At 37.6% G+C, this 25,353-nt stretch carries 26 protein-coding genes, 3 pseudogenes and 1 riboswitch; of the genes and pseudogenes, 26 read left to right on the top strand and 3 right to left on the bottom strand.

Annotated features, from left to right (window positions below):
- Positions 1-17: 17 nt before the first annotated feature.
- Together MHI22_RS07305 and MHI22_RS07300 are read right to left on the bottom strand one after the other, a co-directional pair.
- The gene (locus MHI22_RS07305; protein WP_340811505.1) at positions 18-1,355 is read right to left on the bottom strand and encodes an amino acid permease; all 1,338 of its coding nucleotides are present in this window, start codon (positions 1,353-1,355) and stop codon (positions 18-20) included.
- Between the two features lie 164 nt (positions 1,356-1,519).
- A riboswitch (glycine riboswitch) is annotated at positions 1,520-1,596 on the bottom strand.
- Between the two features lie 572 nt (positions 1,597-2,168).
- Positions 2,169-2,555: a rhodanese-like domain-containing protein gene (locus MHI22_RS07300; RefSeq protein ID WP_036122960.1), complete on the bottom strand. Its 387-nt coding sequence runs from the start codon at positions 2,553-2,555 to the stop codon at positions 2,169-2,171.
- 212 nt (positions 2,556-2,767) lie between these two features.
- On the opposite strand from MHI22_RS07300, the gene MHI22_RS07295 reads away from it, so the two are divergent.
- The 12 genes and pseudogenes from MHI22_RS07295 (at position 2,768) to MHI22_RS07245 (ending at position 14,320) form a co-directional block, all read left to right on the top strand.
- Positions 2,768-3,598, top strand: a complete 831-nt coding sequence (locus MHI22_RS07295; RefSeq protein ID WP_036122964.1) for a lipoate--protein ligase family protein — start codon at positions 2,768-2,770, stop codon at positions 3,596-3,598.
- A gap of 198 nt (positions 3,599-3,796) precedes the next feature.
- Positions 3,797-4,594 (top strand): annotated as a pseudogene (locus MHI22_RS07290) (ribonucleotide reductase N-terminal alpha domain-containing protein); the annotation flags it as partial.
- Between the two features lie 183 nt (positions 4,595-4,777).
- The gene (locus MHI22_RS07285) at positions 4,778-5,128 is read left to right on the top strand and encodes a hypothetical protein (RefSeq protein ID WP_340811503.1); all 351 of its coding nucleotides are present in this window, start codon (positions 4,778-4,780) and stop codon (positions 5,126-5,128) included.
- Entirely contained in the window at positions 5,095-5,568 is a 474-nt protein-coding gene (locus MHI22_RS23390; protein WP_445668846.1) for a DUF559 domain-containing protein, read from the top strand. The genes MHI22_RS07285 and MHI22_RS23390 overlap by 34 nt, the downstream gene beginning before the upstream one ends.
- A gap of 207 nt (positions 5,569-5,775) precedes the next feature.
- Positions 5,776-6,447 (top strand): annotated as a pseudogene (locus MHI22_RS07280) (ribonucleoside-diphosphate reductase); the annotation flags it as partial.
- A gap of 362 nt (positions 6,448-6,809) precedes the next feature.
- A pseudogene (locus MHI22_RS07275) lies at positions 6,810-7,937 on the top strand (vitamin B12-dependent ribonucleotide reductase); the annotation flags it as partial.
- A gap of 371 nt (positions 7,938-8,308) precedes the next feature.
- Positions 8,309-8,581, top strand: coding sequence for a hypothetical protein (locus MHI22_RS07270; protein WP_340809210.1), 273 nt, complete (start codon positions 8,309-8,311; stop codon positions 8,579-8,581).
- Between the two features lie 303 nt (positions 8,582-8,884).
- Entirely contained in the window at positions 8,885-9,832 is a 948-nt protein-coding gene (gene trhO, locus MHI22_RS07265) for an oxygen-dependent tRNA uridine(34) hydroxylase TrhO (RefSeq protein WP_271910265.1), read from the top strand.
- A gap of 664 nt (positions 9,833-10,496) precedes the next feature.
- On the top strand, positions 10,497-12,053 hold the full coding sequence (locus MHI22_RS07260; RefSeq protein ID WP_340811501.1) for an esterase/lipase family protein: 1,557 nt from the start codon (positions 10,497-10,499) through the stop codon (positions 12,051-12,053).
- Positions 12,054-12,326: 273 nt separating this feature from the next.
- Positions 12,327-13,265, top strand: a complete 939-nt coding sequence (locus tag MHI22_RS07255; protein WP_340811499.1) for an alpha/beta hydrolase — start codon at positions 12,327-12,329, stop codon at positions 13,263-13,265.
- Positions 13,266-13,643: 378 nt separating this feature from the next.
- Positions 13,644-13,850: a helix-turn-helix transcriptional regulator gene (locus MHI22_RS07250; protein ID WP_036116800.1), complete on the top strand. Its 207-nt coding sequence runs from the start codon at positions 13,644-13,646 to the stop codon at positions 13,848-13,850.
- Positions 13,850-14,320: a hypothetical protein gene (locus MHI22_RS07245; RefSeq protein WP_036116802.1), complete on the top strand. Its 471-nt coding sequence runs from the start codon at positions 13,850-13,852 to the stop codon at positions 14,318-14,320. The genes MHI22_RS07250 and MHI22_RS07245 overlap by 1 nt, the downstream gene beginning before the upstream one ends.
- 52 nt (positions 14,321-14,372) lie before the next feature.
- Here MHI22_RS07245 and MHI22_RS07240 read toward each other — a convergent pair whose 3' ends face one another.
- Complete coding sequence (locus MHI22_RS07240; protein ID WP_051891552.1) at positions 14,373-15,344, bottom strand: DUF1385 domain-containing protein; 972 nt, start codon at positions 15,342-15,344, stop codon at positions 14,373-14,375.
- A gap of 111 nt (positions 15,345-15,455) precedes the next feature.
- Here MHI22_RS07240 and MHI22_RS07235 point away from each other — a divergent pair, with 111 nt between their 5' ends.
- The 14 genes from MHI22_RS07235 to MHI22_RS07170 all read left to right on the top strand — a co-directional run bounded on the left by MHI22_RS07235 (position 15,456) and on the right by MHI22_RS07170 (position 25,262).
- Complete coding sequence (locus MHI22_RS07235; RefSeq protein ID WP_036116806.1) at positions 15,456-15,881, top strand: hypothetical protein; 426 nt, start codon at positions 15,456-15,458, stop codon at positions 15,879-15,881.
- 122 nt (positions 15,882-16,003) lie between these two features.
- The gene (aroQ, locus tag MHI22_RS07230) at positions 16,004-16,438 is read left to right on the top strand and encodes a type II 3-dehydroquinate dehydratase (RefSeq protein WP_036116808.1); all 435 of its coding nucleotides are present in this window, start codon (positions 16,004-16,006) and stop codon (positions 16,436-16,438) included.
- Between the two features lie 2 nt (positions 16,439-16,440).
- Positions 16,441-17,502, top strand: a complete 1,062-nt coding sequence (locus MHI22_RS07225) for a M24 family metallopeptidase (protein WP_340811496.1) — start codon at positions 16,441-16,443, stop codon at positions 17,500-17,502.
- Between the two features lie 17 nt (positions 17,503-17,519).
- Positions 17,520-18,077: an elongation factor P gene (gene efp / locus MHI22_RS07220; RefSeq protein ID WP_036116812.1), complete on the top strand. Its 558-nt coding sequence runs from the start codon at positions 17,520-17,522 to the stop codon at positions 18,075-18,077.
- Positions 18,078-18,280: 203 nt separating this feature from the next.
- The gene (locus MHI22_RS07215; protein WP_036116814.1) at positions 18,281-19,285 is read left to right on the top strand and encodes an NAD(P)H-dependent flavin oxidoreductase; all 1,005 of its coding nucleotides are present in this window, start codon (positions 18,281-18,283) and stop codon (positions 19,283-19,285) included.
- Positions 19,286-19,374: 89 nt separating this feature from the next.
- Positions 19,375-19,584, top strand: a complete 210-nt coding sequence (locus MHI22_RS07210) for a hypothetical protein (protein WP_012295089.1) — start codon at positions 19,375-19,377, stop codon at positions 19,582-19,584.
- A 5-nt stretch (positions 19,585-19,589) separates the two neighbouring features.
- Positions 19,590-19,967, top strand: coding sequence for a hypothetical protein (locus tag MHI22_RS07205; protein ID WP_036116820.1), 378 nt, complete (start codon positions 19,590-19,592; stop codon positions 19,965-19,967).
- Positions 19,968-19,979: 12 nt separating this feature from the next.
- Positions 19,980-20,891, top strand: coding sequence for a stage III sporulation protein AE (locus tag MHI22_RS07200; protein WP_036116822.1), 912 nt, complete (start codon positions 19,980-19,982; stop codon positions 20,889-20,891).
- Between the two features lie 207 nt (positions 20,892-21,098).
- Positions 21,099-21,518: a hypothetical protein gene (locus tag MHI22_RS07195; protein WP_036116824.1), complete on the top strand. Its 420-nt coding sequence runs from the start codon at positions 21,099-21,101 to the stop codon at positions 21,516-21,518.
- Complete coding sequence (locus MHI22_RS07190; protein ID WP_036116826.1) at positions 21,519-22,073, top strand: SpoIIIAH-like family protein; 555 nt, start codon at positions 21,519-21,521, stop codon at positions 22,071-22,073.
- Positions 22,074-22,273: 200 nt separating this feature from the next.
- Positions 22,274-22,777, top strand: coding sequence for an acetyl-CoA carboxylase biotin carboxyl carrier protein (gene accB, locus MHI22_RS07185; protein ID WP_036116828.1), 504 nt, complete (start codon positions 22,274-22,276; stop codon positions 22,775-22,777).
- A gap of 14 nt (positions 22,778-22,791) precedes the next feature.
- The gene (gene accC, locus MHI22_RS07180; protein WP_089934541.1) at positions 22,792-24,159 is read left to right on the top strand and encodes an acetyl-CoA carboxylase biotin carboxylase subunit; all 1,368 of its coding nucleotides are present in this window, start codon (positions 22,792-22,794) and stop codon (positions 24,157-24,159) included.
- 52 nt (positions 24,160-24,211) lie between these two features.
- Complete coding sequence (locus MHI22_RS07175) at positions 24,212-24,604, top strand: hypothetical protein (protein WP_271910254.1); 393 nt, start codon at positions 24,212-24,214, stop codon at positions 24,602-24,604.
- Between the two features lie 289 nt (positions 24,605-24,893).
- The gene (locus MHI22_RS07170; RefSeq protein WP_051891660.1) at positions 24,894-25,262 is read left to right on the top strand and encodes a site-specific integrase; all 369 of its coding nucleotides are present in this window, start codon (positions 24,894-24,896) and stop codon (positions 25,260-25,262) included.
- Positions 25,263-25,353: the final 91 nt, after the last annotated feature.

Below are 25,353 nucleotides of genomic sequence, written 5' to 3'. Positions count from 1 at the left end.
CAGCACTTAGGCTGAGGTCATCTTTTTTTCATGTTATAAAGAATGAATAAGGCGATAAACCAAATTGGTGTTAATAGTAGGGCTGTACGTGTAGCTTCAGAAATAAACATTACAAGTAAGAGAAAGGCAAAGAATGCTAGAATTACATAGTTGATAAAAGGTGTCAGTGGTGCTTTAAATTTCGATGCTTCATGTAAGGCACGATTTTTTCGTTGATAAATGATGTGAGAAATAACGATAATGCTCCACACCCAAATAAAACAAATCGCACTAATTGTCGTCACAATACTAAAGGCATTTTCTGGCATCAGCTTACTTAACAATGCACCTATTGATACAACAATAGCTGAAATAACGAGCGCATTACTTGGCACACTGTTTTTGTTGAGCTTGGCAAATGTAGGTGATGCTTGTTTATTTTTTCCAAGATTAAAGAGCATCCGACTTGTTGAAAATAAACCACTGTTACCTGCTGAAGCGGCTGAAGTGAGTACAACAAAATTTATAATACCGGCAGCAATCGGAATACCAGCCAGTGTAAATACTTGTACAAAAGGACTGCTTGAGGCAGACATTTCATACCATGGATTGATACATAAAATCACAAACAATGCACCTACATAAAAGAGTAAAATACGAAATGGAATTTTATTAATGGCGGAGGGAATATTTTTTTGAGGATCTGCTGTCTCAGCTGCTGAAACCCCCACTAATTCCACGCCAACAAAAGCAAATACAACCATTTGGAAAGCCATTAAAAAGCCGTACATTCCATTTGGAAATAGACCACCGTGTGCCCAAAGATTTTCCACTGCTACCGTTCCTGAGCTAGTTTGAAAGCCTGTTACAATCATAATCAGTCCGATGATGATAAGAACCACAATCGTAATCACTTTAATGATGGCAAACCAAAATTCCAATTCACCAAAAAGTTTAACAGTTAATAAATTGAGTAGTAATAACAAGATTAAGCAACCAATGGCTGGCATCCATTGGGGAATATCAAACCAATATTGTGTATAAACCCCCACCGCGATAATGTCCGCCATAGCTGTCATAATCCAACAGAACCAATATGTCCAACCTGTCACATAACCTGCCCACGGGCCTATGTATTCGGATGCAAAATCCGTAAATGATGTATAGCCTGCATTGGATAATAGCAGCTCACCTAATGCACGCATCACAAAAAATAAGGCGGTACCGACAATTAAGTAGGCAAGGATGATAGAAGGGCCTGCAAGGGCAATGGCTTTGCCAGAGCCTAAAAATAAACCCGTCCCAATTGTTCCACCAATGGCAATAAGCTGCACATGGCGATTTTTTAAATCTCGTTTTAATTGTTGCTGTTCCACGTTAATCCCCCTCAAAGATACATAAAAAACTATGACTGGAAAAACAAAAAGAGACTAGTTGTGACACTAGTCTCGGAAAAACGTCAGAATAACAAATACCATTTAGTCACGAATGTTACACGAAATAGATGAACTATTCGTGTGACATCGCTAATAAAAGCTGATATTACTCCTCTGTCCTTTTGCCTGAGATAGTGAACCCTTCGGCGACGCACATGGCGCTCTCTCCAGAACTGCTCCTGCTATAGTTTAATCCATAGCATTCATAGCTTATTAACTTCATAATCAATTATTATTGTAAGATATTATACATCCTATCAGTGCTCGTCCCATTATTCAATAATAAATTCTGACTATTTTCAGAAAAATAGCAGAATAGGACGCAATATGCTAAATCTCTAACGAAAAATAGTATTTTTGAACATACAAAATATTTGATGGGATGCCATTTAAAATGAGGTGAAAATGAATCAGTGTCGTGGAAGATTTGCATAAAGATAGTGTTGGCGTGGTTGATTTTGTAGGGAGCTCACTCCTAACGTGTAGAAGGGGGCTATGGGGGAACCGATTCCTAAGTGACATTAATTCGCTCAAAGAACGGATCATTTACAGTCAGGAATTGTTAGTAAGAATGAGCTATATATTTTGTCTCTCGTCGCTATCCTTTTTTCTGTCCAATGCATGATTAGAGACTTGGTGAACAAAAAGCTAGTACTTAATCATTTGCAATAGATATAATATAGTAGAAACTCTGAATTTTTTAAAAAAGAAGCCGTCTCATAGTTCTTTGAGACGGCTTTTGTCATGTAGACATTAATATTTTTTTGCTTTTATTTTACCTGTCCAAGTTTTGAATCCACCTTGAAGTTGGTAAATTTGGTTGTACCCACGTTTTTTAAGAAATAGTGCAGCACGTGAGCTACGGCCTGTATTTTGACAGTATAGATATACTGGTAAATCTGGGCGGATTTCTTTATAACGTTGACGTAGTGTTGTGGAAGGAACATTTCGTGCACCAAGAATATGACCAGCATCAAATTCTTTTTGTTCACGTACATCGATTAGCTGGGCTTTACGATAGCCTTCTATGAATTGCTCTTGTGTTAAGTTGGTTACGGCTTTTTTGAGTCGTAGTGCATTAATACCGATATATGCAATTATGACTACTAAAACGACACCGATTGTGATAAGTATGTCCAAGATTTTCTTACCCCTTTCTATCTTCTCTATTATTATAAAAGATGCGCTAGCGATAGTCCAATGAGTTTGATAAAATTAACTAGGTTGTGGCGAATTCGGCTATATCATTACGAAAGTACATCGTTAGCAACTTACACTGTAGCTAATTTTTGAGAGGTTTGAACCACAGGTGGGGCCTGAGGGATCATTTTATATTTGTAGGAGATGAACATATGACAACTTGGTATTTTCTAAATTCAGGGAAATGTAGTCCTTCTTTTAATATGGCACTAGATGAAGCATTACTTGACTGGCATAGTGAGGGGTTAATTCCACCAGTGATTCGTTTTTACGAGTGGGAGCCTGCGACACTATCGATTGGTTATTTTCAACAGGCTAAAAGAGATATTAATTTAGATGCTGTACGTGAGCAAGGCTTAGGCTTTGTGCGTCGTCCAACGGGTGGACGAGCTGTCTTGCATGAGCATGAACTCACATATAGTGTCATCGTTACGGAAAGCTATCCGGATATGCCAGAGTCTGTGACAGAGGCATACCGTGTATTAAGTGAGGGAATCTTGCAAGGTTTCCATAATCTTGGGATGGATGCTTATTTTAGTGTACCTGATACAGAGGAGAAAAGAGCTGACCTCAAGAGTCCGAAAAGTGCTGTTTGCTTTGATGCGCCAAGTTGGTATGAGCTGGTCGTTGAAGGAAAAAAAATAGCGGGAAGTGCCCAAACACGTCAAAAGGGTGTTATTTTACAGCACGGCGCCATTTTATTAGATTTAGACCAAGAGAAGTTATTATCCGTATTTAATTTCTCAAGCGAAGAAGCGAAGAATCGTATGCGCAGAAAGTTACCGGAAAAGGCGGTTGCCATCAACAGTCTTGTTAAAGAACCAGTAACAGTTGAACAATGTGTAACAGCTTTTCGTGATGGGTTTGCAAAATCGTTGCAAATTGAATTAAAACCATTTACACTTTCTGAGGAGCAGTTAGAATATGTTCGTGCATTAGAAGAAAAAAAATATGCAAATGATGAATGGAACTTTAAAAAGTAAAAAATGGTATGAAAAAAATTTTTTAACGTTCGACCCTAGTAATAACAAGTAGTTCGGATTCTATTTAAAAAAGCAAGAGTTGAATTAAAAAACTATATATAGTATCTTTTTTAAAGACATGTACACAATATGTAGTGTTTAACGGCACATGATATTGTGTATTTATTTTGTAATGAAGATAATAAGGGAGGCAAAACGATGGTAATTACAAATCATCAACCCGAAGTAAACAATCAATTTGAACAGTTAAACAAAGATATCGAACAATTCCCACAAGTACACCCAGTAACGCCTGATATGCATATTACGCATAAAGGCGTATCTAGACTTGTTATGATCGATCGTTACTCGTTTAAAGACACAGAAAAGAAAACACTGAAAGCCGGTGACTTTGTTGTTTTAACAGTAAAAGCTGATCCAAAATTCCCTGCACGTGGTTTAGGGACAATTCAAAAGCTGGACATGTCTACAAAAACAGCAGATATTCTGATTGAGGAAGATTACCGCAGTGCATTAGACGATCCGCAAGAGCAAGAAACGGGTGTAATTACGCGTTCAATTGACGTGCTAGAAAAGCCTCTTGAAATTTTTTATGAACAAATCGCAAAACGAAATGCAACAGGCCTTGCCGCTGTTGAAAAAACTCCAGAGAAACGCCAAGAGTGGTTTGAGAAGTTTTATAAGCAATTAGTTTCATTGAAATTTATTCCAGCAGGACGTGTCATTTATGGAGCTGGATCTGAAACAGATGTAACCTTCTTTAACTGTTACGTAATGCCGTTTGTCGCAGATTCACGTGAAGGCATCAGTGATCACCGTAAGCAAGTAATGGAAATTATGAGTCGTGGTGGTGGTGTAGGAACAAATGGTTCAACATTACGTCCACGCAACACGTTAGCACGTGGTGTAAATGGTAAATCATCTGGTTCTGTCTCATGGTTAGATGATATTGCGAAGCTGACTCATCTTGTCGAACAAGGTGGTAGCCGCAGAGGTAAGCATAATCTAGGTGCTTCTGCGTAAACAAACCTCGTGAATTGCTGGGAACTCTTTAACGGAAATATTGTCACTTTAATCGAGGTGGGAAATATGGATGTTTATGATGCGATACAACCACAAACTTGTTTAATATGTGGCTTTACAATAAATCATAATAAACAAGGATGATTTACGTCTCATTTGAAAAATGAGCATAACTTAACATTAGATAATTATTTAATATCTTATTTTTATCCAATAGAAATGGTGATCTGCCAATATATTTTATGTAATAAAAAGGTTAAACTGAGGCGAGGTATTCCAAATCAATTTTGTAGTAGAAGCTGTCGAGGAAAAGGTGGGCCTTTAACTTGTGTAATTTGTGGAAAACTATTCGATGAAAAACATCGGCAGACTAAAACTTGTAGTAAAGAGTATGCGAGTAGACTTCGATCACAAAATACAGGTAAGTGGCATAATGACATGCCAAATGAACAAAAAAGTTTCATTTTAAAAATATCATTTCAAAAACAGCTGAAACTAGAAAAATAAATGGAACGCCTTCATGGAATAGCGGTAAGACAGGGGTTTATAGTAAAGAAACCATTGAAAAGATTCGACAAGCTGCATTAAAGCAAATAGAGAGGGAAACGTTTAGAAAAACTAGTATTGAAACAGCTTTAGAGAATTTCTTAGTTGAACAATCAATCACCTACAAATATTCCTTTATATTTGAAGGTGCACAATTTGATTTCTTACTAGTTGGGACAAATATTCTAATTGAATGTGATGGTGATTTTTGGCATGGGAATCCAAAATTTTATTCCTCTTTTTATGAGGTACAAAAGAGAATAAAAGCTAGGGATATCGAAAAAAATCAAATTGCAGCAGCTAATGGATACACTTTACCCCGTTTTTGGGAAGATGAGATAAAAAATGATTTTGAAAATGTTAAAAAACGCATTATAAATGCACTGCTAGCTACAACGTAATCGGAAACGGTAAACGTGAATGCTTGAAAATAGCAGTGGGATAAAGACAATCAGCAGCCAAGCTCCTTTTAAAGGGGAAGGTTCAACGACCATCGAAAGCACGCTAAGTTAGCGGAAGTGAGTAGAGTAGGAGTGAAGCCACTCCGAAGTGCGAGGGCATCTAATTGGATGTAAGATATGGTCTCAACTTCTATGGTGACATAGAGAGTGGGTGTAGCGAACCCGCGTAAGAAATCGGCACAAATGATTATGCTAGCAGATTGGCATCCAGATATTGTGGAATTTATTATTTCTAAAATGCAAAATCCACGTATTCTGCGTTACCTGATCGAAAATACAACGGATGAAACAATCATTCGTCTAGCAAAAGAAAAATTAAACTTCAAGCCACTTTCTATGCAAGAAGAAGCGATGTATCAAGGTATCGTGAACTACAAAAACATTGAAGGCTTAGGTGGATTCGATACAGCGATCATTCGTGAGGCTGAAAATAAATTACGTGATGGTGGCACATACACAGTTCATAACCCAGAGTTTTTAACAGGTGCCAACATTTCCGTGACATTAACGAAGGAATTTATGGAAGCAGTAGAAAAGGACGCTGACTTTGAGCTTCGTTTCCCAGCTGTGGAAGAATATACAAAAGAAGAAATGAACGTGTACAATACGAAATGGCATGAAGTGGGCGATGTTCGCGAATGGGAAAAAATGGGCTATAAAGTCCGCACATACCGTACAATGAAAGCAAAAGAATTATGGAATTTAATAAACGTATGTGCAACATACTCAGCAGAGCCAGGTATTTTCTTCATCGACAACGCGAATGATATGACAAATGCAAAGGCATATGGTCAAAGTGTTGTAGCGACAAATCCGTGTGGTGGACTTCGCCTCACGTTAAAAATTGCGGGATAAAGCGGGAAGGCTGAGATGCTAATCCGAACCGAAGGCTAATGGTAAAGCTTTAGTCAGGGGCAACGCATACCCGGTGATCCTACTTAGTAGACTATAACCCGGGCACGAGACCGCAACATTACACATTCATAAAAATTCAAAATTGCCTAATGTAAGAAAGGCTGTGATAGAAATGAATAGAGGTTATGCAGGCTTTTATAAATTACATTATTTAAGAAGCTCTTATGAGTATGCATACGCCATGTGTAATGAAAATGTATGCTGAACTTGCAGGAATTGAACTGTAAGAACTAAAGGATAAAAAGCCTTTAGGATAACAATTATTGGAACAACCACTTGCACCATACTCTGTGTGTAACTTAGCAGCTGTGAACCTTGCACAGTTTGCGAATAAAGAAAATCAATCAGTTGATTACGAAGCACTACGTGAAACAGTTCGTGTGGGTGTTCGCATGCAGGATAACGTTATTGATGCGACTCCTTACTTCCTAGAAGAGAACCGTGTACAAGCCCTTGGTGAGCGTCGTGTTGGTTTAGGGGTTATGGGCTTAGCAGACTTACTTATTTACTGTGAAAAGGAATACGGTTCAGAAGCAGGTAATGCTTTAGTCGATGAAATCTTTAAAACAATTGCGGAAACAGCCTATGAGGCTTCTACAGAGCTTGCAAAGGAACGTGGTAGCTTCCCATTCTTAGTAGGTGCTACTGACGAAGAAACAGCTCGTTTACGTAAAGCCTTTACAGAGACAGGCTTTATGCAAAAAATGCCTGCTCACATCAAAGAACAAATTCTAGCGACTGGTATTCGTAACTCGCATTTACTAACTGTTGCGCCAACGGGTTCGACAGGAACGATGGTAGGCGTAGCGACAGGTCTTGAACCATACTTCTCCTTCACGTACTACCGTTCTGGTCGTTTAGGTAAATTTATTGAGGTCAAGGCTGAAATTGTAAAAGAGTATTTAGATCGTCATCCTGAAGTAAATGAGCAAGAGCTTCCTGAATGGTTTGTCACAGCAATGGAGCTAAAACCAGAAGCACATGCCGATGTTCAATGTATTATTCAAAAATGGATTGATTCATCCATTTCTAAAACAGTGAATGCACCAAAAGGCTATACAGTACAGCAAGTAGAAAAAGTATACGAGCGACTATATAAAGGTGGCGCTAAAGGTGGTACGGTCTATGTGGATGGTAGCCGTGATTCACAAGTTCTTACACTAAAAGCGGAAGAAAATGATATGGATCAATTATCATTTGAAGAAGAATTAGTAGAAGAGCAGACAAAACGTCCAGTCGTATTAGTAGATACAATTCAAGCATTAGAGTCTACAACGGTTATCGGCTCAGATGTAGGGAATACATGCCCTGTTTGTCGTAAAGGAACAGTCGAAGAAATGGGTGGCTGTAATACATGTACAAACTGTGGTGCACAGTTAAAATGTGGTCTGTAAATTTGAATTAAAGTCACGATGTTTATCAAACAGATACAAAGTTTAAAATAAAGTCGCGACATTTATAAAAATGTTACGAAGCTACGCCCCTTTGGATATTCATATATCTAAAGGGGTGTTTTCATCGTGAAAAGGTTCTTCCGTTAAAGGGCCTTTTATTAGTATCGAGAAATGCTTGTGCATATTTTCTCTTTAGCATTTTCATCCCCAAAATTGAAAAGTAATTATCAAATTATAGCTGCCGAGTTTTAATTGCTATAGAAAGAGTGGTTTAGTTTAAGTAGAAAAAGGCTCTACTACATTGCTTGAAGCAAAGCATCTAGATTCCGAAGGGGCAATTAAAAATTTCCTATAAGAAAGGATAAACTTTGATGAAAAAATATTTAAAAGGCTATACTTTAGGGGCTTTATTAGGTTTATTATTCTTTTTGCCTGTATTTAACCCTGCGTTAAGAGTTAATTTTCAGCAACATTGGGCGGCAATAGTCATCTTTACACCAGCCATTATCTATATGATATTAAGCTATGCCGAATACAGTGAAATTTCCTTCAAAAAGGAAAATATCATAAAATCGGGATTCTTTTTGCTTGGTATATTTTTGAGTATATACGCGATGTATTCTATTTGGGGATTCCCTGAATAAAAGCACGCATTACTCAATTTCTCAGTTTACTTAGTACTGAAGTTGGCTAACAATCCTCCGTTAACAGGTGCATTTCTTTCATAAGGAGTGTGTCTTTTTCCATTTAAGGACCAGATTGTGGAATAACACTTTTTTATAAAAAAAAGTCCACTCACCAATTCACAAATTCTTTAAAAATAATATTTATGCCCATTTCAGTCTAATTACCGATAGCATATTAAATGATTATCCTTTATGGTTAATAGGTCGTAAAAGACACTATCAGGAATATCCTGCAAATATTGAAATGATAGGTGGAAAACAATGAATTATCAAGTTTTATTATATTACCATTACACGAAGATTGAAGATCCAGCTGCGTTTTCAGCAACGCACTTAGCAATGTGTAAAGAAATCGGTTTAAAAGGTCGTATTTTAGTAGCCAACGAGGGCATTAACGGTACTGTTTCAGGTACGATTGAGCAAACAGAGCAATACATGGCAAACATGCAAGCTGACTCATTATTTGAAGGCATAGTCTTCAAAATTGATGCAGTAGAAGAGCATACATTCAAAAAAATGCACGTACGCCCACGACCTGAGTTAGTAAACTTAGGCTTAGAAGAAGACGTTAACCCACATGAATTAACAGGTCGCTACTTGTCACCAGAACAATTCCTTGCTGAAATGCAAGATGACAATACAGTAGTATTAGATGTGCGTAACACGTATGAGTACGATGTCGGCCATTTTCGTGGCGCGATTCGACCAGATGTACAAAACTTCCGTGATACACCGGAATGGGTACGTGCAAACCGCGAGCTGTTCGAAGGGAAAAATGTTTTAACCTATTGTACGGGCGGGATTCGCTGTGAGAAGTTTTCGGGCTGGATGAAACGTGAAGGCTTTGGGGATGTTGGTCAATTACATGGCGGTGTTGCAACATACGGAAAAGACCCTGTTGCGAAAGGCCAATTATGGGACGGTCAAATGTACGTATTTGATGAGCGTTTAACGGTGCCAATCAATCAAGTAGAGCATGTGATTATCGGTCGTGATCACTATGACGGTGAACCTTGTGAACGTTACATTAACTGTGCAAACCCTGAATGTAACAAACAAATCATTGCATCTGAAGAAAATGAAGCAAAGCATTTAGGTGGCTGTACAATCGAATGTACAAAGCATGCGCGCAACCGCTACATCGTGCGTCACAATTTAACAGAAGAGCAAGTAGCTCAAGCAATTGAGGCGTTACAAGAATTAGTATGAAAAGCTTTCTAAATTAAATAGCTTCCATAACCTCAACCAACTATTTAGAGGGACCTAAAGCACTCTATGTAAGTGTTCAAACTAGCCATTTCAAAATTGGACTAGTTTGCTTGCTTACATAGGGTGTTTATTCTTTGATGGAGGTTTATTATTAACTGGTACATATATGTTGAAATAATACAATCTAGTACCTTCTGACCCGTAAAAGCTAGACACAAAATCTAGCTTTTATGGGGTGTTTTTATGATCAATAAGAAAATAAAAACCGTACTACGTTATATAAATGGACAAGAAAGCATCCATCATATTGCGCGAGAAGAGGGTGTTAATAAATGAGAATTAAGGACTTAGGTTCGTTTATATGAACATATGGTGTTGAATATTGGCCATTTCGCTCTATGCTATTTTATTTGCTAACACAATCTATCTCGCTGCTTCTCTAAGTGAGGCTTAACCGAAGTAAGATAATGATATTTTTTTGTCTAAATTAGAAGGAAGTCTTTTCCTTTTTATAGAATATTAGTATAAAGGGAAGGTGGGGTTAGTTGGTTGCTGCTTGAAAATTAGCATTAATAGCTGTTATTCAACACCAGTTTTTTACAATTATAAATTGCTTTTCTACAGCTTTACGCACTTGATCTATAATGATTAGGAGGAAAACAATTTGAAAAAAATACTTTCTTTATTAGTAATGGTTACAATTATGCTTTTTTCTACTCCAGATGTTTTTGCCTCAAACACGATTGAACCTTATGGATTGAAGCCACCAGGTGAAAGCTTTACACCTGGAGAGTGGTTTCTAGGAAATACCCCACCTAATGTTGATTTGAATAAACCACCTCTTGTTTTCGTTCAAGGGAAAAACGGTAACTCTACAAGTTGGTATGGCAATACAGAATATCACGGTCTTAATGATATGTATACAAAAGCTTATGAAGCAGGATATCAAACGGTATTTGTTCAATTATACGATTCGGCAGGTAAAGGTTCTTATAGTCAATACGATAATGGAAAATTATTAGCCTCTATGTTAAAAGAAATCAGTCAACATTTTCACGGAAAAAAATTAAATATAATTGCCCATAGCAAGGGTGGGCCTGATACCCAAGCAGCATTAGTTCTTCATAATGCTCATCCGTACGTTGGGAGGGTGTTTACTTTAGGATCCCCTCATTATGGATCAGAGTTAGCTGATCTTGCATATAGCTGGTGGGCAGGTTGGCTAGCTACATTACTCGGTGAAAAAGATGATGGAACTTATTCACTTCAAGTTGGGGAAATGGAATATTTTCGCTCACTAATAGACAATCATCCCAATGTTAGCAAGAACAACTATTATACAATTGCTGGTACTAATACAGGACCATTTCTATCTGCACTCTGGATGGGAGGTCTATATCTTTCCGATCCAAATGATGGATTAGTCAAAGAGGCAAGCACTAAATTATCTTACGGAACACATTTATTTACCGATCCCTCACTTGATCATGACAATATTCGAATGGGATCTGCGGTATTTTCAAGATTGGAACAGTATCTACAGTCTGCTTCTACAGATCGTATCATGATGAACAAAGAATACCTTTCTCAATCTGATATGTTTCAAGAGTTGGATGTTTCTCATTATTTTTACGGAGGGAAGTTACAATCGTCAAATGATGTGACACATTCTTTTTATGTGGATACTGCGCTCGATAATGTTAAATTATGGACAGGGTTAACTAGCGATAAGATAGAGTTAGTATCTCCTTCAGAAAAAAAATATACCAACCAAACAATCCAATCATTGGATGAAGCCTCCTTCTTTAATGGCGTAGTACCTCATACATTTACCGGCGTTATTTCTGAGATTGGGGAATGGAAGATAAATATAAGCACGCAGGCAGAAGATAATGCGTTTTTACTGGCAGTTCAACATGGGGGCCCATCTTTGATTAAGGTAAGTATTCCAACAGTATCATTAGAAACGAATAATATCGTGACAATGCAAGCTAATGACCAATTACAAAAACTTACCTTCGATGTACGAGTACTGGATCCAACAGGGAAAGATATTGCTTCTTCTCTACAGACGCAAAAGGTTAATCAGCAAAACTTTATGGTGAATTTTCCAGAAAATAAAAAGTCGGGTGTATATAATATAACTTTAAATATTTCAGGTGAAACGTTACAAGGTGAGCCATACAAAAGGACCGTTGTTCGTTCTAAGTATGTAAAATAAAAAACTTGAAAACATATCTTTAGCAACGGCTGGATGCCAAATTGATAATCAGACAGTTAAAAAATTATTAATGAGTTACTTGTTTAAATACGATGGATGTTGAAGGAGTATACGACATACTGTGGAATTAACATAGAGTACGAAAAAAATTATTTTATTTAACGGATGCAGGTTTGTCTCTATGATACGGTATGGATTATAGTACGTGTGAAAGCTTCTGATACATGGCTGTTATCAATCTATGTGCGTGATGAAACTTAAAGGGGAGAAAAAATGACTGTAGAAATTTTTAGCGGAGATCGTTCTGAAGAAAGTGTTCAATTTGAAAAATGGCTATTTGCGCAAAGTAATAAAAAGAGTTTTTCTAGTATTGAAAATGCTAAACAGTTTATTGAGGAGAGGGGAACTGAAAATAGTCAGCTTTATGTTATAGGGGAAGATGTTCAATTTATAAGTGATATGGAGGAGCAAACCTTTGAGGCTATGCAGGTCTTCACTTTAAATGACCAAAAGTCCTTGAAGCAAAAAGTTATTCTCTATATACATGGTGGTGCTTGGACGAATCAGCCTTTAAGTTTACATTGGTTATTCATGGATAAGATGGCACAATCGTTAAATGCAAAAGTTATTGCGCCCATTTATCCGAAAGTGCCTCATTTTAACCATCATGACACCTTCCAAAAAATGCTCAATTTCTATAAAGAAATTTTAAAAACGGTTGAAAGTTCTAATCAATTGACCATTATCGGAGATTCGGCAGGTGGAAATATAGCACTTGGTCTGGTCCAACTTTTGAAGCAGAACCATCTACCTCAACCCCAAGATATTATTTTACTATCAGCATGTGTTGATATGAGTTTAGAAAATCCTCAGATACTTGAATATGAAGAAAAGGACCCAATGTTAGCTAGTGAAGGAATGGAAGTCATTACAAAGATATGGGCTGCTGATAAAGATCTAAAGGACCCATTGATTAGTCCTATTTACGGTGACTTTCAAGGACTTGGGAAGATTACTCATTTTATTGGAACACATGAAAGTTTATATCCAGATGCCATAAAATTTGATGAACAACTAACCGAACAAGGCATTGACATCACTACCTTTGTTTATCCTCAAATGAATCATGTGTTTGCTGTGATGCCTATCCCTGAAGCTCTAGATGCTCAACAGAAAATTATAAATATAATTCATAGTAGAGTGTTGAAATAGGCGGGTTAACGCTAAAGGAAAAGGTGCGGAAAAATCCTATAAAAAAGCGTGTTTTGATTATCATTCAAAACACGCTTTTTATATTCCTTATTTTGGAATTTAACTTTATTTTACAGTGTAGATAGGTACGATGGAGGTGGAACTATTAAATGGAGGTGGATCCTTTTCTTCACAAACTGACTACATTTTTCACAATTAGCATGTGGTGTCTTTTCTAATTATAGCCCTCACTATGTCTCCTGATCGTTCTTCATAAGAATTCCTGTATTGTTTAAACGAAAACTAAATTGTAAAGTAAACTTGACATTTGAAATGGTGTAAAGTAAACTTTACTTATTAAAAATGTACAGTTTACTTTACATTTAACGAGGAGGCTTTATGAAAAATAGAATTCGTGAATTGCGGAAATCGAAAAAGATTACGCAGGAGGAGTTGTCTAAAGTAGTTGGCGTCTCGCGACAATCAATCATTGCAATTGAATCGGAGAAATTCAATCCATCTTTAGAACTCGCCTACAATATTTCAAAAGCTTTCAATTGCACAATTGAAGAAGTGTTTATATTCGAAGAGGAGGGGACGGAGTGATGGAGATTTCTATCGGGGGAATCATCGGGTTGTATGGAGGAATGACTTGTGGAATTTTAGGCTGGTGGTTAGGACGGAGTAAGGCGAAGAAAAACAGAGGTTTAGATGAGCTACACGACTATATTTGGCAAAAAGCGAAATCCTATTCGTGGTATGTGACATTAGCGGCGATTTATATTTTCTTTACACTCATTGTATTTGGCATTGAATTGAATGCAGCAATGGTTTTAGGTAGTATTCTTTTAGTGCACTTAGGGAGTTGGGGGATAATTGGGGGAGTTTTGACCATCAACATGTTTAGTCCCATCCCGTTTCAGCTTTCTCGAGTGAAGCTGGGCATAGGTATTATTGCTGCGTCCATTCTTATTTTTACAAGCATCTCCATCATGACGAATAATTGGCTGTTTTTAGTTTTCAGTATCTTACCAAATTTAATAGGGCTGTTTACTGCACTTATTTATACTAAATAGAGCAATAATATAAAACAGGCAGCCTCAACACTTGTTGGGACTGCCTGTTCTATTATTCATGGTTCAATGTTGCAGCAATTTCAGGTTGCTGCTCTACTTGACGTAGCATATTAAAGGAAGCAATTGCTACTTCTACTTGATCGTCCTTTGGTTCACGAGTTGTCAGTAATTGAAGCCATAAGCCAGGGTAGCCAAGGAAACGCAACACTGGGATATTGCGGCAAGCATTTGTCGCTTGTAATACTTCAAATGAAATACCGAGTACAACAGGAATTAATAGAATCCGATCTAAAATACGAAGCCACAGTGGGTCAGTTGGTACAAAGAAATATAAAAACATGCCGACAAACACTGTGAACAGAATGAAGCTACTGCCACAACGATAGTGCAGACGTGATTGAGCTTGAACGTTTTTTACTGTGATGTCTAAGCCAGCCTCATAACAGTTAATGACTTTATGCTCGGCACCATGATACTGAAATACTCGCTTAATCAGAGGGGTTAATGAGATAAAGTATAAGTAGGCTAGCAGTAAAAGGAGTTTAATACCACTCTCTAGTAGAATTTGTCCCGTTTTCCCTTCAATCCATTTTGAGAAAAAATCTGCTATAAAAACAGGAATTAATGTAAAGGCAAATTTTCCGAATAAAAAGGAAAGAATACCTACTACAGCAACTCCAAGTATCATCTGAAGTTTAGAACCTTCTTCTTTATGATCTTCTTCTTCGCCAGGTGTCACATCATAACGATCCCCTGCAAATTGCATGTGACGAGAGCCTAAGCCAGCCGACTCAATGAGCGCTACAACGCCTCGTACAAATGGAATTTTTTTGAGCTTTTGTAAAATAGGCTTTTGAACTTTTTTAAAATGATAATAATCAATGGAATCATCGTTACGACGAATGGCTGTAACAGTATGTTCCTTTCCTCCGAACATCACACCTTCTAATTGTGCTTGTCCCCCGTATACAGGTGAATTGCTCAAGGCTAACACCACTCTCTTTATATATTTCAACTGTACCATTGTACTAAATTTAGTGAAAAACCTCTACAGTTACGCATAGTAAATTTTCTATATGGCTACACTAATCGTACATTTCAGGAAAACATTAGTGTGCAAAAAGGAGGTTAGATGATGAAAGTAGCGACGATTACCGCACTTGTAAATGCGCTTGTTTTAGCGCTGTGCTTAAAGGGTTTACATTATTTCCATCTTATTAAATGGCATCCGATTGGGTTTTATAAAAAGTGGAATTGGTTTGAAGATAGCTCTAAATTATTTCAATGGACCTTCTTTATCTTTCTGCTGTTTATCATCGGCTTATTTTTATATATGACCATGCGCTATGTCTATATCATTCCAGCTTTCTTTTCGTCACTGCTGCTAGGTCTTCTTGTGACTATTACATTGGAGTGGATTGCTTTAGATCTACCATTACAACTGACGTCCTTTAAAAAACTGTCCATTCCATTTATAGTGATTGTTGTCTGTCTATTACGTTTCTTGTTGGAAACGGCCAATTTTCATCAGAAGGAGCATACAGCACAAAAAGGAAGTTAATGGTACAAAATATCCCCTTTGTTTGAGGGGATATTTATGAAACCATCAATTGAAATTAGTTGCTGAATGCACGGTGTATGATAAAATAAATGGCAAGTACATAGAAAGAGGCGAATAGAAGCGTGAAGTTATTATGTTTGAATGGACCGAACTTAAATCGACTTGGCAAACGAGAGCCACATATTTATGGATATGAAACATTGGATGATGTTAGAGAAAATGTTCGAAATCTTGCGGCTTCTTTAGGTGCTACGGTTGAATTTCGTCAATCCAATCACGAAGGGGTACTAGTAGATTGGGTGCATGAAGCAGAGGACGAAAAATATGATGGTATTATCTTTAATCCCGGTGCGTATACCCATACGAGCATCGCGTTACATGATGCGATTGCAGGAATTTCTGTGCCGGTTATCGAAGTACATATTTCCAATATCCACAAACGTGAGGCTTTCCGTCATCATTCTTATCTTGCTCCGGCCTGCCTTGGTCAAATTTGTGGACTAGGTACGAAAGGCTATGAACTGGCACTACGTACATTTATCGAGAGGGAGAATTGATTATGTTGAAATTACAAAAGCTACGTAAAGCACTTCAAGAACAAAGCATCGATGGCATTTTAATCACAAATGGGTATAACCGACGTTATATGACTGGTTTTACAGGGACAGCAGGCGTAGCAATTGTGTCTCAAAATGATGCTGTGTTTATTACAGATTTCCGTTATACAGAGCAGGCTGCTGCACAAATTCAGGACTTCCGCATTGTCAAACATGAAGCAACAATCATTGAAGAAATTGCTACACAAGTAAGCAATATGGGCATCAAATTATTGGGCTTTGAGAAAGATACTGTAAGTTATGGCACATATGAACTGTATAAATCAAACATTCAAGCAGATTTAGTGCCGATTTCTGGGCTAATTGAAAAAATTCGCTTGATTAAGACGGAACAAGAGATTAATATTATTAAGGCTGCGTGTGAAATTGCAGATCACGCATTTACACATATTTTAGGCTTCATCAAGCCTGGTAAAACAGAGCTTGAGGTTTCGAATGAATTAGAATTTTTCATGCGTAAACAAGGAGCAACTCAGTCTTCATTTGACATAATTGTTGCGTCTGGTCTTCGTTCAGCATTACCACATGGCGTTGCAACGAATAAAGTGATTGAAAAAGGCGACTTTGTTACTTTAGACTTTGGTGCGCTATATAATGGCTATATTTCGGATATCACACGTACTGTGGCTGTTGGAGAACCATCTGAAAAATTAGTAGATATGTACAATGCAGTCCTTGCTTCTCAACTGTTAGCACTTGAAAAAGTGGGTCCTGGATTAACAGGTATTCAAGCGGATGCGATTGCACGTGACTACTTAAAAGAAAAAGGATATGGCGACGCATTTGGTCATTCTTTAGGACATGGTATTGGTCTTGAAGTACATGAAGGCCCTGGCTTATCGTTGCGTTCAGAGACAGTGCTAGAGCCAGGTATGGCCGTGACGATTGAACCTGGTGTTTACTTACCAGGAATCGGTGGTGTCCGTATCGAGGATGATATTTTAATCACTGAAACGGGTAATGAACTACTAACACATTCGTCAAAAGAACTCATTATTTTATAAACTTTGGAGGAACACAAATGATTTCAGTAAACGATTTCCGTACAGGTCTAACAATTATTGTTGATGGCCAATTATACCGCGTGTTAGATTTCCAACACGTTAAACCAGGTAAAGGTGCTGCGTTCGTGCGTTCTAAATTACGTAACCTACGTAACGGCTCAGTGAATGAAAAAACATTCCGTGCTGGTGAAAAAGTAGAGAAAGCACAAATTGATAACCGTAAAATGCAATACCTATATGCACAAGGCGACGAGCATGTATTCATGGACTTAGAATCTTACGAGCAAACTGAACTTGCTTCAGCTGCTATTGAATATGAATTAAAATTCCTAAAAGAAAATATGGAAGTGCATATTCAATCTTACCAAGGTGAAATGTTAGGTATTGAATTACCAAATACTGTTCAATTAGAAGTTACAGAAACAGAACCAGGGATCAAAGGAGATACAGCTTCAGGCGGTACAAAACCTGCTACACTTGAAACAGGTCTAATCGTACAAGTACCTTTCTTCGTTAACCAAGGTGATGTTTTAATCGTTAACACAGAAGAAGGCTCTTACGTTTCTCGTGCTTAATAATTAATAATAGCCAACCTACTCTTTAAAAAAAGGGTAGGTTTTTATTTTTTTCTTATACATATCCTGCCAAACATTTCATTTAATGTGATAATAGATAGAAGCACGTACTCTTTTTTACTAAGAGTCCATCAAGATTCTATCATCAGATAGATGGTCATTGCTGGGAGAATTGTTTACAATAATCGTAAGGAGTGAAAGGTATGCTACAAACATTTGATATGACATATCCCATTATTCAAGCACCAATGGCAGGCGTGACATCCCCAAAATTTGTGGCGGCTTGCGCTGAGGCTGGGCTATTAGGCTCAATAGGAGCGGGCTACTTAGATGGTGCACAAACAAAGCAATTTATTCAGGAAGTAAAGAAGTTAACAGCAAAGCCCTTTGCGGTCAATCTGTTTGTTCAAGAAGAACCAAAAATTGATATCGAGGTTTTACAACAAGCCCGTATGGCACTACAACCTTTTTACGATGAACTAGGATTATCACCTGTACAAAGTGTTGTTTCGAAGGAAGTGTTTGCAGGTCAAATTCAGGCGGTGATCGAGGAACAGGTAGCAATTTGTTCATTTACATTTGGGTTGCCCTCTCCAGAGGTTCTGCAGCAATTAAAAGACAATGGTATTTATACGGTTGGTACCGCTACGACAGTAGAGGAAGCTATACTAGTAGAACAAGCAGGAATGGATGCAGTTGTACTACAAGGAGGAGAGGCTGGCGGTCATCGAGGCTCCTTTTCGGCCCCACTGCAATTAATACCGTTATATGATTTACTACAACAAGTAGCTGGACAAATTGCGATTCCTATTATCGCAGCAGGTGGACTTGTGACGAAAGAGGATATTCAAAGGGCGTTAAAGGGCGGGGCACAGGCTGTTCAAATTGGTACAGCGTTACTAGTGGCAGATGAATGCGAAATTTCGCCACTTTATAAAAATGCTGTGTTAGCTTCGAAAGAACAGCAAACAACGATTACGCTCGCCTTTACGGGTAAACCAGCAAGAGGCTTAATGAATGATTTTACAAAACGTATGAAAGATGCGATAGTAGCTCCTTATCCATTACAAAACTATTTAACGACTACCATTCGTAAAGAAAGTGCCGAGCAAGGTAATGCGGAATATTTATCGATGTGGATGGGCGAAAAGAGTTATCTCGTACAGCAAACTGGCACTGTCAGAAGCATTGTAGAAAAGCTTCTATAAATTTTATCAATAAAGATCTCTATACATATGTATAGAGGTCTTTTTTTTGGTAGAGCGACATATATTGCTGTACACGAGGGGGCGTAGGAATGGAATTACAAGACGTATTAAGAGTTGCTGGAGTGGGACTAGTCGTTGCGCTTCTTCATGTTTTCTTTGATCAAACAGGGAAGAAGGAGTTTTCATTTTTCCTCTTTTTCATTGCCTACTTATATATGACAGCAGAATTACTTCGATTTTTACGTCTATTTTTTAATGAGATTTTAACATTCTTCCAATGGCTTACATCTTCCGGGTAATGTAAATGGAAATTGTGATTGTTGCTGTTGTCATGCTGCTTTTATTATTGCTGATAAAAGAAGTTATACAGCCACTCCATGCGCTAATAAGTGTGATGTTTTCGTTCTTGCTTTTTGGCATGTTGTTCTCGACACTTTTAATGCCTTTCGTCAAACAGCTGTTAGAAACACTTGCCTTTTTACCTTATGCGAAAGCTATTTTAATCAGTGCAAGTATGTTCTATGTCGGGCAGTGGATGTCTTTACTGCTGGCAGAACATAATTATAAGGTGCTCGGGAACATCGTTTTTGCTGCAGTAAAAATCGTGATTTTGTTGTATTGGTTCAAAGAATTTTTGGCTGTTTTACAGGAGGTGTCGGCCATTTTAAAAAGGCTAAACTAAGGAGCGAAGCCATTGCAGGAGCAAATACTATCGTTTTTAATCGACCCATTCTTTCTCTTGCTAAAGATGACGCTCATGCTTTGCAGCTACGTCATCATTGTTTTGATTGTGAACATGGTATTACCAGAATTTGAAAAAGGGACAAGGATACTCTTTTTTCTGATTGTTTTAGCAACGATTGGTCCAGTTGTAGTTAAGTCTTTTACATTAATTGATGAAATTGCACAAGGACTAGCCCATCTATTTACAGCATTTTATCCCATTTTAACTTCAAGCTTTCTTCTATCAAGTAGTATTACAGCGATTGCTTCCTGGCAGCCTTTTTTACTGTTTTTTGTACAAGTCCTGACCATTATTAGTAGTAAGTGGCTTATTCCAGGTGTGCTTTTAGCCATTGTCTTTGATGTGTGCAGTGTCATAGTCAAGGAAATTTCTTTTACACGAATCGCTGAGTTGATTCGTTTTACGATTATGAGTATCGTTTCTGCCTCCGTTATTTGCTATATTCTGTTGATGACTGCAGGCGGTGTGGCAGCATTTAGTGTCAATGCTGCTGTAGCGGAACCCGTCAAAAAATTAATTGAGGAAAATATTCCAGTTGTTGGGTCTTTTATTGTAGACAGCTTTTCAATGTTTCAGCATATGACACAATTTACATCTTCACTTACTAGTATTAGTGCCTTTATCGCCGTCATTACAGTGTCCTTTATCCCAACCGTACAGCTCGTTGTCAGTGCTTATTCATTAAAATTGTTGGCGGCTATTTTAGAACCAATCGCCTTTGATGATATTTGTAGACTACTAGAACAAATTAGTAAATCGCTATTTACATTATGTGCTGTATCATTTCTCATTGCTTTTTCATTTATGTTTTCTTGTTTTTTCCTCATTGTATTCGTACAAGTGATGGCAGGGGGGAGATAGATTGATTCTTTTATTGGCATTGCTCTTTGTATGTCAGATATTTGTGTTTCTAACGGATGATAAGGAAATAATTTCACTAACAAAATTGGTCATCACGTTAGTATTTTTGCAATTGCTATTAAAGATTCCATTTATCAATTCATAGGAAGAAACAAGCGTACATACACTTGAAAAAGAGAAGATGAAGGGAGGCAATGTACAAGTGATGTGGAAAAGACACGAAAAAAAACAACGTCATTGATGGTTTTAATTTTGATAGCTGCCTCCATGGGAATATTCATCATTTTACCTATGTATCAGACGAATTCAACAAGCGACAAAGGTTCACCACTCACCAATGAAGAAAAACTTGAACAAACTTTGAAGTCAATGCAAGGTGTTGGGGAGGTTAAAGTCTATTTTTATTATGGAGAGATGACAAATGACCAAGAGGCCAATAAACTATTCAGCCAATATTTTCGAGGGACTGAGCAAAGCGCGAAAAACGTAACAGGAATGCTAGTTGTTTCAGAAGGTGCATCCGATATCTTTGTGAAAAATGAAATTCGTGCAGTCGTCAGTCAAGTGATGCAGTTACCGATTCATCGAATCATAATCGTTCCGATGGAAAATAAGGAGGAAAAGTAAATGCGCGTACGTAGAAGAACAGTTTGGTTTATGACATTATTAAGTTTAGTAGCAGTCATTTCAGTGTATTATTTGGTTGATCCAGCAAAACAGTTCAATGGTCTAACTATTTTTACAGATGATACACTACAACAGACAGCTGTCACAGGCGTTACAGATAAAGAAGCGACAAATGATATCACACAAGAAGTATCTTCACCGAGTCACTTATTTGAAGAAATGCGTATGCAGGTAAGTGATGAGAGAAGTCAGCTACGTGAACAGTTAACGCAAAAAATTGCTGCAGAGGAATCCTCTGCTGAAGAAAAAAATGAGGCATTTAATGAAATGGATGGTCTGATTAAACGTGAATCAGCCGAAGCAATGCTTGAAATGCTCGTTAAATCATTAGGTTATTCAGATGCGTTTGTTCGCGCTGAAGGAGAAAAAGTTTCTGTTACAGTGATGGCTGAAGAATTGTCAAAAGCACAAGCAAACGAAATTATTTACTTGGTGAAAACAGAGATGGAAGGCGCAAATGATGTGCAAGTAAAGTTTAGTGCAAATAATTATTAAAAAATATAGAAAAAAATAAATATTTAGTTAATTTGAAAATAGTTGTTATATATCAGCGTTATGAAAAGGCTTTCGTTTAGTAAAGGAAAGCCTTTTATTTTGTTCATATTTACTTAATTTTCATTTAACTATTTCAAATTGATACGAAAAAATATAGAATAGTTATTGTAGTAGATTTTATTTCATAAGGAGAGTTAGAAATGTTCAAAATTCAAGAAATTCGTGAAATTATTAAATTAGTAGATTCTTCTTCAATTGACGAGTTTGTGTACGAAGTAGATGGCGCAAAAGTAAAACTAAAAAAGAATAATGTTATTGTTACAGAAACTGTAGCACCTAAAAAAGAAGTAGTAGCCCCTGTTGTACAACAATCTGCACCAGCAGAAGCTCCAGCAGTAACACCTGCACCAGCTAAAGTGGAAGAAGCTCCAGCTGCAGCTACATCAGCAACTAACGACCCTTCGTTACATAAAATTGTATCTCCGATGGTCGGTACTTTCTATCAAGCACCAAACCCAGATTCACCAGTTTACGTAAAACCAGGTGATAAAGTAGGAAATGAAACAATCGTATGTATCGTAGAAGCAATGAAATTATTCAACGAAATCGAAGCAGAAGTGCAAGGGGAAATCGTTGAAGTTCTTGTGAAAGATGGCGACTTAGTAGAATATGGCCAACCACTATTCCTTGTAAAAGCTGAGTAAGGAGTGCAAAACAAATGAAAAAAGTTTTAATTGCAAACCGCGGCGAAATCGCTGTGCGTATTATTCGTGCTTGTAAAGAGTTAGGCATTCAATCAGTTGCTGTCTACTCTGAAGCAGATGCGGACGCATTACATGTGAAATTAGCAGATGAAGCTTATTGCATCGGACCAAAGCTATCAAAAGATTCTTATCTTAGCTTCCCAGCGCTGCTTAGTGTTGCCGAAAAAACAGGTGCAGACGGTATCCACCCAGGATATGGCTTCGTATCGGAAAACGCTGATTTTGCTGAAGCTTGTGAAAACGCTGGCATTAAATTTATCGGTCCATCCTCTGATTCAATTAAAATTATGGGTATCAAGGACGTTGCACGTACAACAATGGAAGCTGCAGGCGTTCCACTTGTTCCTGGCACTGGTATTGTGCCAGATATCGAAACAGGTAAAGAATGGGCTGCTCAAATTGGTTATCCTGTCATCATCAAAGCAACTGCTGGTGGTGGTGGTAAAGGAATCCGTGTAGCTCGTACAGAAGAAGACCTTGTGAAAGGTATTGATATTACGCAAAAAGAGGCAGCTGCTGCATTTGGCAACCCTGGCGTATATTTAGAGAAATTCATCGAGTATTTCCGTCACTGTGAAATCCAAGTTTTAGCGGATGGCTATGGCAATGTAGTGCATTTAGGCGAACGTGACTGTACAGTTCAACGTCGTATGCAGAAACTAGTCGAGGAAGCTCCATCTCCAGCACTATCTTCTGAGCGTCGTGCTGAAATGGGTGCTGCGGCAGTAAAAGCGGCACAAGCATGTAACTACGAAGGTGCCGGTACAATCGAATTCATTTATGATTATCAAGAAGACAAGTTCTACTTCATGGAAATGAATACTCGTATTCAAGTGGAGCACCCAGTTACAGAAATGATTTCTGGTGTAGATCTTGTACAACAACAATTAAAAATCGCATCTGGTGAGAAGCTTCCATTCACACAAGATGATATTCAATTAAATGGTTGGGCTATTGAATGCCGTATTAACGCAGAAAATGCCTATAAAAACTTCATGCCATCAGCAGGAACGGTAGATACGTATGTAACGCCAGGCGGCTATGGTGTACGTATTGATTCTGCTGTCTATGCAGGCTATACAATCCCACCATATTATGATTCAATGGTAGCAAAACTCATTGTTCATGCGGATACACGTGAAGAAGCGATTGCGAAAATGAACCGCGCGCTAAGTGAATTCGAAGTATCTGGTCCTGGGATCAATACAACCATCCCATTCCACCAAGCACTAATGAACAATGACGTTTTCAAATCAGCACAATTCAATACGAAGTTCCTTGAAGAGAATGATGTATTGGGTGTAGCAGAAAAAGCAAAGTAAGCGTTCGCAATTTTAAAACCTTCTAACTTTTATTAGTTAGGAGGTTTTTTATTTGGCTAAAAAAGGTCAGCGTACAGGGATTTTTGATTTAGAAGATGTAACAGAAGCTATACAGCTACCAAGTTTTGAGGGTACGTTTAAAGAGAAAGATACGATACTGATTACTCCACCAAAGCTAATGATTGATGTAGCCGAATTACACGAGGGTAAGAAAGGTGTGGAAATTAATAGTGCTTTGTTAATTGTGAAAGAGCAGATGCGTCTGTGCGTTCGTAAAGCGACGATCAGTGAATATATTTATACTTTTAAACGTTTAGTAGATGCAATGAAAATTGAATATGTAGATGACATTAAATTGGAGTCTATATTTGGTTGGCTTGCGAGCTTAGGGATATTTCAGATGTATCGAAACAAAGCCGTCTACGTGTCATTAAAGCTGTTTTAAATCGGCTTTACGATAACGGATGTATAGAGAGAAACTTTTGGAAAGACGTTCGTATACGTGTTGATACCAAGATTAAACTTCCTGCTGACGAGAAGCAATTGTCAATTTTATTGTCATTACTTGATATGACGAATTTCATTCAGTTTCGTGATGCGGTAGCTATACTGACTATATACAAGACGGGCATTCGAATGAATACGTTAATACAGCTAGAAGAGAAACATATTAACTTTAAGACTAACTCATCGCTACTGACAGGTGACATTATGAAGAACCAGGATGTGATGTATTGAAATTGCCTTTCGATGAGGAATTAGCACTGTATTTGAAACGTTTGATAACTCAAAATAATATTATTCGTAAACATTATAAGAAACGAAATGAAGTTGTGTTTTTAAGTAAGTTTGGTGATTCTCTAGATGTTGAATCAAACCCATGTGCAATTACTAAGAGGCTTTCTTACTATGCTAAGAAATACAAGTTAAACAATATCAGTGCTCATGCTATTAGAAGGTTGTATGCAATTAACTTAAGGAAGAAGGGGGCGGATGTTGTTTTAATTAGTAAGGCGCTTTCTCATAAATCATTATCAACCACAACGAGGTACTTAGGGATAAGCTCTGATGATGTATTGAAGGGGCTGAGGGATTACTTGTAGACTTACTAGGTTAATCATGTAATCTAATCAAGATTGTTTAACTTTATAGATGTTGAAGATGTAACAAAGGATTTGAGAGAGTCTATAATTT

It is taken from the genome of Lysinibacillus sp. FSL L8-0312, from assembly GCF_038003285.1.
Lineage (GTDB): Bacteria > Bacillota > Bacilli > Bacillales_A > Planococcaceae > Lysinibacillus > Lysinibacillus fusiformis_D.
The sequence above is the reverse complement of the archived record's forward strand: the minus strand, read 5'-3'. Positions and strand labels throughout refer to the sequence as shown.